The organism is Nocardia fusca NBRC 14340, from assembly GCF_001618425.1.
Classification (GTDB): Bacteria; Actinomycetota; Actinomycetes; order Mycobacteriales; family Mycobacteriaceae; genus Nocardia; species Nocardia fusca.
Map to the genome: position 1 here is coordinate 1 of NZ_BDCU01000064.1, position 11,838 is coordinate 11,838.

At 68.4% G+C, this 11,838-nt stretch carries 11 protein-coding genes; 7 read left to right on the forward strand and 4 right to left on the reverse strand.

Annotated features, from left to right (window positions below; genetic code table 11):
* Positions 1–286: 286 nt before the first annotated feature.
* Both NF4_RS34010 and NF4_RS34015 read right to left on the reverse strand, forming a co-directional pair.
* Positions 287–988 carry a ferritin-like fold-containing protein gene (locus NF4_RS34010; RefSeq protein ID WP_063131512.1) on the reverse strand — a complete coding sequence of 234 codons (702 nt, stop codon included), beginning with the start codon at positions 986–988 and terminating at the stop codon, positions 287–289.
* A 41-nt stretch (positions 989–1,029) separates the two neighbouring features.
* Positions 1,030–2,169 carry an alpha/beta hydrolase gene (locus NF4_RS34015; RefSeq protein ID WP_369690970.1) on the reverse strand — a complete coding sequence of 380 codons (1,140 nt, stop codon included), beginning with the start codon at positions 2,167–2,169 and terminating at the stop codon, positions 1,030–1,032.
* A gap of 523 nt (positions 2,170–2,692) precedes the next feature.
* Here NF4_RS34015 and NF4_RS34020 point away from each other — a divergent pair.
* The 5 genes from NF4_RS34020 (at position 2,693) to NF4_RS34040 (ending at position 7,679) form a co-directional block, all read left to right on the forward strand.
* On the forward strand, positions 2,693–4,477 hold the full coding sequence (locus NF4_RS34020) for a DEAD/DEAH box helicase (RefSeq protein WP_439956801.1): 1,785 nt from the start codon (positions 2,693–2,695) through the stop codon (positions 4,475–4,477).
* 130 nt (positions 4,478–4,607) lie between these two features.
* Positions 4,608–5,894, forward strand: coding sequence for an Rv3212 family protein (locus NF4_RS34025; RefSeq protein ID WP_063814792.1), 1,287 nt, complete (start codon positions 4,608–4,610; stop codon positions 5,892–5,894).
* 38 nt (positions 5,895–5,932) lie between these two features.
* On the forward strand, positions 5,933–6,433 hold the full coding sequence (locus NF4_RS34030) for a nitroreductase/quinone reductase family protein (RefSeq protein WP_063131517.1): 501 nt from the start codon (positions 5,933–5,935) through the stop codon (positions 6,431–6,433).
* A 62-nt stretch (positions 6,434–6,495) separates the two neighbouring features.
* On the forward strand, positions 6,496–7,098 hold the full coding sequence (locus NF4_RS34035) for an acid phosphatase (RefSeq protein ID WP_232330777.1): 603 nt from the start codon (positions 6,496–6,498) through the stop codon (positions 7,096–7,098).
* Between the two features lie 74 nt (positions 7,099–7,172).
* Positions 7,173–7,679 carry a GNAT family N-acetyltransferase gene (locus tag NF4_RS34040; RefSeq protein WP_063131513.1) on the forward strand — a complete coding sequence of 169 codons (507 nt, stop codon included), beginning with the start codon at positions 7,173–7,175 and terminating at the stop codon, positions 7,677–7,679.
* Positions 7,680–7,692: 13 nt separating this feature from the next.
* Here NF4_RS34040 and NF4_RS34045 read toward each other — a convergent pair whose 3' ends face one another.
* Entirely contained in the window at positions 7,693–8,112 is a 420-nt protein-coding gene (locus NF4_RS34045) for a hypothetical protein (protein ID WP_051164973.1), read from the reverse strand.
* 313 nt (positions 8,113–8,425) lie between these two features.
* On the opposite strand from NF4_RS34045, the gene NF4_RS34050 reads away from it, so the two are divergent.
* Together NF4_RS34050 and NF4_RS37270 are read left to right on the forward strand one after the other, a co-directional pair.
* On the forward strand, positions 8,426–9,373 hold the full coding sequence (locus NF4_RS34050; protein WP_063131514.1) for a diacylglycerol/lipid kinase family protein: 948 nt from the start codon (positions 8,426–8,428) through the stop codon (positions 9,371–9,373).
* A 254-nt stretch (positions 9,374–9,627) separates the two neighbouring features.
* Entirely contained in the window at positions 9,628–9,882 is a 255-nt protein-coding gene (locus NF4_RS37270) for a WhiB family transcriptional regulator (protein ID WP_033243220.1), read from the forward strand.
* Between the two features lie 210 nt (positions 9,883–10,092).
* Here NF4_RS37270 and NF4_RS34055 read toward each other — a convergent pair whose 3' ends face one another.
* Positions 10,093–11,607 carry a sensor histidine kinase gene (locus NF4_RS34055; protein WP_063131519.1) on the reverse strand — a complete coding sequence of 505 codons (1,515 nt, stop codon included), beginning with the start codon at positions 11,605–11,607 and terminating at the stop codon, positions 10,093–10,095.
* Between the last annotated feature and the right edge of the window lie 231 nt (positions 11,608–11,838).

Genomic DNA, 11,838 nt, shown 5'->3' on the forward strand with positions numbered 1-11,838 from the left:
ACCACCGAGGTAAGCCATCCGGAATAGACAGAAGGTGCATGCTGTCGTACGCCTGGACCGACCTGGGAAGGCTCACGGCTCTGTAAGTGCTCAATGGTCGCCACCCTCTGGACGGCCAACCGCACACGCTCAGTCGCTGCGCTCCTTCGCTCCGTCGGTCCAGAATCGGGGGCGGGCCCCGACCACCGAGGTAGGCCATCCGGAATAGACAGAAGGTGCATGCTGTCGTGCGCCTCGACCGGCCCAGGAAAGACTTATGTCCCTATCGTCCGGCCGCGTCGAAACGTCAGAGACCGAGTACCGCCATTCGCTCGGCGTGGGCGCTCTGCATATGTTCGAACAGCGTGGCGATCCCGTTGAGATCGCCGGTGGCCGCCAGTACGAGTTCGGTGAGCTCGTCGCGCTGCGCCATCACGTACTGGGCTTGGGTGATCGCTTCGCCGAGCAACCGGCGGCCCCACAGGGTGAGCCGATCGCGTTCGGATCTGCTGGCCGCGACCGCCCGCCGGACTTCTTCCACGACGAATTCCGAGTGGCCGGTATCGGCGAGCACATCGCGCACCACGGCCGCCACGTCCGGGCTCAGCGCACCGGCGATCTCACGATAGAAGTCGGCGGCGATACCGTCACCGACATGGAATTTGACCATCGACTCCAGCCAGGTGGAGGGATCGGTGGAGCGGTGGTAGTCGTCGAGCGCCCGGGTGAACGGGGCCATGGCCGCGTACACATCGGCGCCCCGCGCGCTCAGTGCCGCGTCGAGTCGTTCGAAATGCGCGAGTTCGGCCGCCGCCATCCGGGCCACCGCGACCTTGCCGCGCAGGGTGGGTGACAGCGTGGCTTCCTCGCTCAACCGGTAGAACGCTGATATCTCGCCGTAGGCGAGTACCGCGAACAGGTCGGTCACGCCGGCATGATCGGCCGGAATCGGCGAAGCGGACGAATCGCTGGGTGTAACACCCAACCCGGCCGGTGACTGTGCTCCCATGGAACTCCAGCGTAGTACGCCACCGTGACGTGACGCCGCGCTCACACCGGCGTGGTGAGGAACTTGTCGAGATAGGCCCAGGTCGTCGTGCGGGCGGTGGCGCCGGCGAGGATGCCGAGATGCCCGCCGGGCGCGGTCTCGTAGTGGACGGCTTTCGCCCCGGTGAGCGTGCGCAGCCCGTGCTCGACCGCACGGGCCGGGGTGATGACATCGGCGGGCCCGCCGACCAGCAACACCGGGGCGCCGATATCGGCCAGCCGGATCGGCCCACGCCCGAAATCGACCACGCCGCGACCGATTTCGTCGCGCAACACCAGCCGGTTCCACAGCTGCTGGTACATGCGGCCCGGATAGCCGGGCATATCGGCCATGAAGCGGTCGATGGCCTCCATCCGGGCCAGGGATTCGGTGCGGGCGAGATTGGTGGCCACGAACCAGGGCCGTTTGACCTCCCGATCCCAGGCGGTGATGCGGTATGCGAGCCGGGTCAGGGGTGCCGGAACACCGCCTACCGCGCGCAGTGCCGCGCCCACGACGTCGCCCGTGCCGGTCAGCCGGGCGGCCGCCGCGAGCTGCGGCGTCATCGGCATCGCGCGGTAGTTCAGCGGTGCCCCGACCGCGGTGATCGACCGCACCGGCAGTTCGCTGTCCGCGGCCGCGGTCAGCAGCGCCATGGTCCCGCCCAGCGACCAACCGACCAGGTCCACCTCCGGCTCGCCGCCGGCGGCGGCCCGATCGGCGGCGGTGCGGCGGATCGCCTCGGGCAGGATGTCGTAGACCCAGTCGTCGAAGCCCATCCGGCGGTCGGCGTAGGTGATCTCGCCGTAGTCGATCACGTACGGCGCGCGACCGGTCTCCAGCAGGAACTCCGCGAGGCTCTGGCCCGGGCGCAGATCGAAGCAGCTCGCGGGCGCGGCGAGCGGCGGCACCAGCAGTACCGCGGCCGCCGACGGTTCGGCCGTGCCGGCGAGCAGCGCCGGTTCGTAACGCCGGAGCAGGCGATGCGGTTCGTCCCACAGCACCGAGGCCGGGGTCGGGCGGCGCCCTTCCACGCCGTCACCGAACGCCAGCGCCCAGGCGTTGCGCGCGGCCCGCTCGACGGTCCGGGACAACTCGCCGTCCGGGTCCACCGCCCGGACGGCGCGATCGGCCAGGGCGATACCTCGGTCTGCGATGCTCACGGCACGAATCTCTCATAGATGTATACGGCGGTACCAGTTATGCCCGTGGCCGACCGGCCGGGTGTGTGCCGAATCACTTCTCATAGGCGACGGTTTCCGGGCTCGTGTGCGCACCGGCCACACCGGGCGAAACGCTCTGCCGCACAGGACGGCTCAACGGAAGAGGCCACCGAAAAGAACAACGGCCAGCGGATTTGCGCGAGCGCCTTTCGGAGCGCGGAACAATAGCACGCTACAATCGCGACGGACAACGGAAGAATTCAGCCGATCCATCAGAACCGGCAGCGCCGAAAGTCGGGCACCCCGGGTGCGCCGTGCGGTGGCGAAGAATTCTCCGGGGTCCACGGAAAATGTGCGCGCACCAGATCCGCATCACCGATGCGCTGCGCCGATGTCCGAGCTTCGCTGCCCTCATCCGGGCACCTGCCGACATCCGGCGGCGGCCCGGGTGAGTATCGCAGGGCGGATCCGTGGTCGTCGCGGACCGGCCGGTCCGCCCCACGCCTCGTGCGCGTGTAGCGCGATAACGAGGGAAGGCACGAACCTGAGCAAGATCACAGTTGAACCGGAACCCGGTCTGGCGGAGACGCTGCTGACAGCCGAGTTGGACTCCGCACACACCGCACCGACCTTCACCGAACTGGGAGTACGCGACGAAATCGTGCGTGCGCTCGGTGAGATCGGTATCGAACGCACTTTCGCAATCCAGGAACTCACCCTGCCCCTGGCCCTGGCCGGCGAGGATCTCATCGGTCAGGCCCGTACCGGAATGGGTAAAACCTTCGGTTTCGGAGTTCCGTTGCTGCACCGGATCAGCACCGCCGAATCCGGTACCACGCCGCTGGACGGTACGCCGCGCGCACTGATCATCGTGCCGACGCGCGAATTGTGCATCCAGGTGACCCAGGACCTGGAGAACGCGGCGAAATACCTGACCAACCAGAAGGGTCCACTGCGGGTCACCTCGATCTACGGCGGCCGCCCCTACGAAGCGCAGATCGCGGCGTTGCGCGCGGGCGTCGATGTCGTGGTCGGTACGCCGGGCCGGCTGCTCGACCTGGCCGATCAGCAGCATCTGATCCTCGGCAAAGTGGGCGTCCTGGTATTGGACGAGGCCGACGAAATGCTCGATCTGGGCTTCCTGCCCGATATCGAACGCATTCTCGGCATGGTGCCGGACAAACGGCAGACCATGCTGTTCTCGGCGACCATGCCCGGCCCGATCATCACCCTGGCCCGCACCTTCCTCACCCGGCCGACCCATATCCGCGCGGAGGAACCGCACGATTCGGCGGTACACGATCGCACCGCACAATTCGTCTACCGGGCGCACGCGCTCGACAAGAGCGAACTTGTGGCGCGGGTGCTGCAGGCCGAGGGCCGGGGCGCCACCATGATCTTCACCCGCACCAAACGCACCGCGCAGAAGGTCGCCGACGAATTGGCCGAACGCGGTTTCGCGGTCGGCGCGGTCCACGGGGACCTCGGGCAGATCGCGCGCGAGAAAGCCCTGACCAAATTCCGGAAGGGCACCATCGATGTCCTGGTCGCGACCGATGTCGCGGCACGCGGTATCGATATCGACGATGTGACCCATGTCGTGAACTACCAGTGTCCGGAGGACGAGAAGACCTATGTGCACCGGATCGGCCGCACCGGCCGGGCCGGGCGCACCGGTGTTGCGGTCACCCTGATCGACTGGGACGAACTGACCCGCTGGGCGTCCATCGACGCCGCGCTCGGGCTGGGCATTCCCGAGCCCGTGGAAACCTATTCGCGTTCCCCGCATCTGTTCGCCGACCTGGGCATCCCGGAGGGCGTCACCGGCACTGTCGGCGCGACCAAACCCCAGCGCGATCCCGATGCCGTGGTGGTGGAGCGGCCCGAGCGGGCACCGCGCAAGCGCAACCGCCGGCGCACTCGCGGCGGCAAACCGGTCGAGGCCGACGCGACCACGACCGAGACCGACGCGCCGACCGGAACCGGCCCGGACGACGAAGCACAGCCGGCCGAGGCACCCGCGCGGCGGCGACGCCGGCGGCGGCGTGCGGCCGATACCGAATCCGGTGGCACCGACGACAACGGTTCCGGTGGATCCGATACGCCGGCGGCCGACTCCGGTGCCGTGCCGGCCGACTCCGGTGCCGTGGCGGCCGAGTCCGGTGACAGCGGCGCGGACAAGGCCGACAAGCCCGCCCGCCGCCGCCGGCGCCGCAAACCGGCCGACGCCGAGAACGGCGGTGAAAGCGGCCCGCGTGCCGATACCGCCGACAGCCCGGTGAGCGAGAACGCAGCGGCGCAGGCCTGACGAGCGAACCACGAGCGCCGGCGGTGACCGATACCGCCGGCGCTCGTGGTGTATCCGGAGCCGGGACACCGGCACGGGGGCTCCCGAGCACCGTCGGGTGCGGTACCGGCCATCCGTTACGCTCGCCTACGTGCTCGCACCCGAGCGGCGAACGCGCGCCGACGTCATCACCGCAGCCGCGATCGCCGTGTTCGTGGTGGTCGCGGTGATCGTGGCGTGGGCGACCAGCGGGGTGGCGAACACCGAGTCGATCGTCGCCGACGAGCCGGCCCGCCCGCCGCAGCCCGCCGCGAAACTACCCGGAAAGCTCCAGGAGATGTGGCGCGCCCCCGATACGGCGACCGGCCGGGCGCTCACCGCCGAGGGCGTCGCGGTCACCGGGGCGGACGGCAGTGTGGTCGGGCACGATCCGCGGACCGGCGAACAGGTGTGGCGTTATACCCGTGATCTGCCGCTGTGCGGAGTGGAATCCCAGTTCGGCATGGTCGTCGCGGTTTACCGCACCGATCGCGGCTGTAGCGAGACGACCATGGTCTCCGGTGCCGACGGGCAACGCCGGACCGCCCGCAGTAGCTATATGGACGGTCAGGTGCGGCTGTCGGTCGACGGTACCTACGTCCTCGCCCAGGGCCCCGATCGGCTGGAGGTCTGGCGGTCGGATCTGGTGCGCACCCTCGAGTACGGCCATGTGGACGCCAAGGAGAACTGGAAGACCCAGCCGCGGAAGGGTTGCGCACTGTTGTCGGCCGCCTCCAGCCCGTCCCGGCTGGTGGTCTTGGAACGCTGCCCGGGCGAGCCGGCGGACCGGATCACCGTGCTCGCACCGGCCCCCAAGGACGACAATGTGCCCGAGGAGTACGGGTCACGACTGCTGGAGGGCGCGGGCGCCGCATCCGCCGACGCGCGCGTGATCGCGGTGTCGGACAACCGGATCGCGGTCTACCAGCCCGGCACCGACGGACCCGAACCCGAGGCACCGCGACTGACGATTCTCGATGCCAAGGGCAATCCCCTCGTGGTGCAGGAACTCTCGGCCCCGCTCGACCGGACCGCCGCGACCGTACGCACCGCCTCGGCGTTCCTGGTGTTCACCGGTAACAGCGTGATCGCCCTGCAGGCGACCACATTCGAACCGATGTGGACCGCGGCGGACGCGCTCGGTACACCGGTGCCGATGGCCGGGAAACTGCTGCTACCGGTACCGGGTGCGATCGCCGCTCTCGACCCGACGACCGGCGACCGGACGAGCCGCATTCCGGTGGCGCGGCCCGATTACGGCGGTGGCCCGATCTCGCTCGGCGTACTCGGCACCACGGTGCTCGAACACCGCGACGGTCAACTCGTGGCCCTCGCCGACCCCGCGACCGTCGACGCACCGCGCAGCGATACCGAGCGGCCCGCAAAACCATTGCGGTGAACCGTTTTCTGTCGGTGCCCTCCGGCAGACTGCGCGCCATGACCGAAGCAGCGCGACCTCTCGACGCGGCCCCTGTGGCCGACCGTCTCCGTTACGACGATCCCGACGCCCCGTGGAACCAGTACTCCGAGCAGGGCCCGGCCGATTGGAACACCGACGTGATCCGGGAGTTCCGGGCCAACGGTGGACGGGTCGGCGGAGCCTACGCGGAGGCCGAACTGCTGTTGCTCACCACCACCGGCGCGCGGACCGGTAAACGGCATGTGGTCCCGCTGGGTGCGCTGTACCGCGGCGAAACCCTGTACATCAGTTCGTTTATCGAGGGCGGCTATCCCGCCTGGTACCACAATGTGCGCGCGGATCCGGCGGTGATCGTGGAACTGGGCGATCACGTGTACCACGGCACCGCCCGGGTGCTCACCGGCGCCGAATACGACGAATTCGCGGCCTGGGCCCTGGCGAACAATCCGTTGCTCGCCGACTTCCAGGCCACCACCGACCGTCCGGTGCCGCTGGTGGTGCTCACCCTGGCCACCTGACGCCGAGCACCGGCGGGTCCCGGATCGCCGCGTTCGCCCGGCGGCCGGGCATGATGGACCGTATGCCCGGCTCCGACGACGCCCGTGTGGTGCTGGTGCGCCACGGTGAAACCGATTGGTCGGTGCGGCACCGCCACACCGGCCGCACCGAGCTACCGCTCACCGATACCGGCGCCCGGCAGGCCACCGCCGCCGGCCGGGTGCTGGCCGCGCTGCGGTTGCGCGATCCGCTGGTCTACGTCAGTCCCCGCGTACGTGCCCGGCGCACCGCCGAGTTGGCCGGGCTACCCGACCCGGAGATCGATCCCGACCTCGCCGAATGGGACTACGGCGACTACGAGGGCCGCACCACCGCCGAGATCCGCACCCGGGACCCCGGCTGGACGGTGTGGACCGGCACGATCCCCGGTGGTGAATCCGCCGAACAGATCGGCGCCCGCGCCGACCGGGTGCTGCGCCGGGCGGCCGCCGCTCTCGGCACCCGGGATGTGGTCCTGGTCGGGCACGGGCATTTCTCCCGGGCTCTGATCGCTCGCTGGCTGGGGTTCGAGGTCCGGGAGGGACGCCGGTTCGCGCTCACCACCGCCGCGGTGAGCGTCCTGGGCCACGAACACGACGACCCGACGTTGTGGGCGCACAATCTGCACGCCGACGCCCTCGAATGATTCTCCGCGGGCGGCCTGCCCGCCACGCTTTCCCACCGGCCCCCGGCCCGCGACCAGATAAGGATTCCACGCCCGTGACCTCCGCCCCGCTCATCCGCCGCGCCGCTCCCGCCGACGTGCCCGCCCTCGTCGATCTGGTCTACGGCTTGGCCGAATACGAGAAAGCCCGGGACGAATGCACGCTCACGGCCGAACAACTGCACACCGCGCTGTTCGGTCCCGAGCCCGCGGTTTTCGCCCATGTGGCGCTGCTGGACGGCGTGATCAGCGGCTGCGCCATCTGGTTCCGCAACTTTTCCACCTGGGACGGCGTGCACGGGATCTATCTCGAGGATCTGTACGTCACCCCCGCGGCCCGTGGTCGCGGTCTGGGCAGAGCTCTGCTCGCGGCGCTCGCCCATGAGGCGCGGACCCACGGCTACAGCAGAGTGAGCTGGTCGGTGCTCACCTGGAACACGCCCTCGATCGGGTTCTACGAATCACTCGGCGCACGCGTCCAGGACGACTGGGTGGGCTACCGGCTCGCCGGCGAAGCACTCACCGCCCTGGCCGATACCGCGGAGACCGCCGCGGACCGGTGAATCGCGGCGCCGCTCATTCCTCGCCGGTCACCCCGTACTCCTGTGCTGCCCAGCGCGAGGTCGGCGGCGCGAACAACAGGCCCAGCGCTCCCAGCGCCACCACTCCCAGCACGGTCCCGTACAGCGGCTGCCCCGACCCGAACAGCAGCGACCACACCACCGGCAACAGCAGCAGCTGTGTGATCACCGCGATCGCCCGCCCCCAGCGCTGCCCGAACAGCAGGCCGATCCCGGAAGCCAGCACCGCGCCGCCCAGAATCCCGAACCACATGGCCGTGCCGTAGCCGCTGATCTCGTCCTCGCGATGCCCCAGCAGCGCCCGCACGATCAGTACCGCCGCCACGATCACCGCGACCGCGCCCTCCAGCGTCACCAACCCCCCGGCCCCACGGACCGTCCCGGGCACACCACCGACGTCTTTTCGCTCGACCACCCGGCCAGCTTAGGTGGACACACTTCCCACCCCGCCCACAGCGTCACGTGATCGCTACCCGCCCCATCCTCAGCTTCCCCGACCTTACTGCGGTCGGAACCTCCGATCGGATTTCCTCCACCACCAGCCGCGTGCTCCCCGCGCCGAGTCTTACGAGGCCCACGAGGGGTCGAGGCCCGTCCCGCCGTTCAGGCCTCGAAGTGCATGCGCGAAGCGCGAGTCCCGAGGGCTGAACGGCGGGACCGAGGGGGCCTCGACCCTGCGGCGCCGGAGGCGCCGCCATAAGCACAGCTCGTTCCATTAAGGTGCGTAGGTGCGGACGTTGTTGATCGTCAACCCCAATGCGACCTCTACCACGGCGGCCACGCGAGATCTGCTCGCGCACGCGCTCGAGAGCCGGACCCAGCTGACGGTGGCCCACACCCAGCATCGCGGGCATGCCGCGGAGCTGGCGCAGTGGGCGGCGACCAATGAGATGGATCTGATCGTGGTGCACGGCGGGGACGGGACGGTCAACGAGACCATCAACGGATTCGTACCGCTGCCGCAGGTGGACGACGGGCAGGTGTGGCGGCCGCGGCTCGGCATAATTCCCGGTGGTTCGGCCAATGTGTTCGCGCGGTCGCTCGATATCCGGCCGGATCCGGTGGCGGCCACCAATCAGTTGATCGATCTGCTCAAGGCCGGTGACGCGGACCGCCGAATCGGGTTGGGGATCACCGATGATCGCTGGTTCTGTTTCAGTGCGGGCGTCGGTTTGGACGCCGATGTGTGTGCCGCGATCGACACGGCTCGGGCCAAGGGGCATGCCGCGACACCGGCGCGTTATGTGCGCACGACCGTCCGTCAATTCTTCCGCGTCAAACATGACCGGCCCGAAGTCACGGTGCACGTGCCCGGCCACGAACCCGTTTCCGGTGTTCATTACGCCTTTGTGACCAATACCAGTCCCTGGACTTATCTGAACGCGACTCCGGTGTGTACCAATCCGGGTACCCGGTTCGAAACCGGACTCGGTGTGTTCGCCGTGCGAACCCTGGCGTTACTGCCTACACTGCGCCTGGCGACACAACTGCTGTCGCCGCACTCCGAGCCGAAGTCGCGGAAATTGTTCCGGGACGACGACGTGCCGTCGGTGCGCATCACCAGCGCCGATCCCATCGGTCTGCAAATCGACGGCGACTTCATCGGCGAACGTGACGTGGTGGATTTCACCGCTGTACCCAACGTCCTGGACGTGGTCGCCCCGCGGCCGGTTTGAACTGACGCATTCGGGAAATACATCTCGTTGTGCTGCAGAAACCGGCGTAGGCGAGTACAAAGGACTGCGGCAGGTCCCCGATGCGGGACTTCAGTGCGTGAGCTTCCCCACGGTGCATCGGATACCTATTGACATCTACGGTGTTCGTGAAAGCATTCACAAGCAACCGTGCGGAAACATTCAGTTCGCACAAGTGAACGACCCACCAACCGAATCGGCGCCCCGTAGCGGCGCCCTACTAAGGAGCAGAAGGAATGGACTGGCGCCATAAGGCCATCTGTCGCGACGAGGACCCTGAGCTGTTTTTCCCGGTGGGCAACAGTGGTCCTGCGCTCGCGCAGATTGCCGATGCCAAGCTGGTCTGCGCTCGCTGCCCTGTTACCGCCGAATGCCTGTCCTGGGCTCTGGGTTCCGGGCAGGACGCCGGCGTATGGGGCGGAATGAGTGAAGACGAGCGGCGTGCGCTCAAGCGCCGCAATGCGCGCACCCGCACTCGGACCGCCGTCTAGAGCGCAGGGAAGCGATTACCGGACCCAGCCCGGTCCGGGGAGTCGCGAGTGCCCGGCACCAGCATTCTGGTGCCGGGCTGAATCTTTTCTACGGCCCGCCGGCGCGGGCAGCGGACTTCGCCGGAATACAGCCAGGGAATCCTCGAGGTGTTTTCGACCACAGACGATCCCGGGTATGCATAATTGATACCGGCGAGTTTCCGTCAGGTATCACCGTGCCGAGCGGCGCCCCAGCGGCACGCGCAGTACCGCGTCGGTGCCGATATCGGCGCCCGGGTGCAGGCCGATCGTACCGCCCAACTCCGCCGTCACCAGCGTGCGCACGATCTGCAGGCCGAGGCTGTCCGAGGACTGCAGGCTGAATCCCTCCGGCAGCCCCTGCCCGTCATCGCTGATGATCACGTCCAGCCAGCGTGCGGAACGTTCCGCGCGGATGGTCACCGTGCCGTTCTGCCCGCCGTCGAAGGCGTGCTCGATAGCGTTCTGCACCAATTCGGTGAGCACCATGACCAGCGGAGTCGCCCGTTCCGCGGAGAAGACACCCAGAGAACCGGCCCGCCGCACCGTGATCCGGGCCGTATGCACCGTGGCGACATCGGCCATGATCGGCAGCAGCCGGTCGACGACCTCGTCCAGATCGACTTCCTCGTCGACGGACATGGACAGCATCTCGTGCACCGACGCGATAGAAGTGACCCGGCGCACCGATTCGGTGAGCGCCACCCGCGCCTCCTCGTTCTCGGTGCGACGGGCCTGCAGCCGCAGCAGCGCCGCCACCGTCTGCAGGTTGTTCTTCACCCGGTGATGGATCTCGCGGATGGTGGCGTCCTTGCTGAGTAGCGCCCGGTCCCGGCGTTTGACCTCGGTGACATCACGGACCAGCACCGCCGCCCCCGCCAGTTGCCCGTGCGGCCGCAACACGAGGGTGCGCAGCAGAACGGTGGCCCCCCGCGCCTCCACCTCCATCCGGCGCCCGGTACGCCCCGCCAGGGCGGCCTGGATATCCCCCACCACCTCCTGCGCGTCGAACGGGTCGGTGATCAGCGACCGGGTGGTGACGGCCAGATCCTGGCCCGCCAGATCGGCCTGCAACCCCATGCGGTGATACGCCGACAGCGCGTTCGGGCTCGCATAGGTGACGATCCCCTCGGTATCGAGCCGGATGAATCCGTCCCCCGCCCGCGGACTGGAATGGGTGGCAGCGCGGTCCTCCGTGGTCGGAAACGTCCCGTCGGCGATCATCTGGCACAGATCGTCGGCACAGGCGACATAGGCGATCTCGAGCCCACTGCGCACCCGCGACCGCTGCCGGTCGGTATCCCGGCTCAGTACCGCGATCACATCGTCGCCGCATCGCACGGGAATCGCCTCCCGGATCGCGTGCACCGGATGCGGATGGTAGACCCCCTGAGCCTCCCCCTCGGTATCGGTGCGCACGATCTCCCCACGGGTGAGCGCCTCGAACACCTGTGAATGCTCGGAATACCGGGCCGTGGTCCCGACCAGATCCTCCAGATGCACTGTCGGCGCGGTGGTCGGCCGGCACTGGGCGACACACACGATATCGGCGCCGTCGCCGACCGGCCCCGCCCCGACCCACAGCAGCAGATCCGAAAACGACAGGTCGGCGAGCAACTGCCAGTCACCGACCACCCGCTGCAGATGATCCACCCCCACCCCGGGCAGGTCGGTGTGCTCGGCCAGCAGATCACTCAGTGTCGACATACCCACGAGCCTTTCACAGGATTTTTTGGCGCCGCCTCCGGCGTCGCGGGGTCGAGGCCCTCAGCGAACAGCAACAGAGACGCAGTGTTGGCCCAGCATCCACGAGTGGTCCGGGTGCGATCCCTTGGCCGGCGTTGGGCTGCGGCCGGAGAGACGAATTACGGCAACGACCTTCATGGTGGGTACGGGTCCTCATATAAGCCTGGACGTCGAACGCCGATGCCACCACAT

Coding starts and splice junctions, on each gene's coding strand:
- NF4_RS37270 (WP_033243220.1), top strand. CDS start 9,628: ATGGACTGGCGCCATAAGGCCATCTGTCGCGACGAGGACCCTGAGCTG.
- NF4_RS34010 (WP_063131512.1), bottom strand. CDS start 988: ATGGGAGCACAGTCACCGGCCGGGTTGGGTGTTACACCCAGCGATTCG.
- NF4_RS34030 (WP_063131517.1), top strand. CDS start 5,933: ATGACCGAAGCAGCGCGACCTCTCGACGCGGCCCCTGTGGCCGACCGT.
- NF4_RS34055 (WP_063131519.1), bottom strand. CDS start 11,607: ATGTCGACACTGAGTGATCTGCTGGCCGAGCACACCGACCTGCCCGGG.
- NF4_RS34035 (WP_232330777.1), top strand. CDS start 6,496: ATGCCCGGCTCCGACGACGCCCGTGTGGTGCTGGTGCGCCACGGTGAA.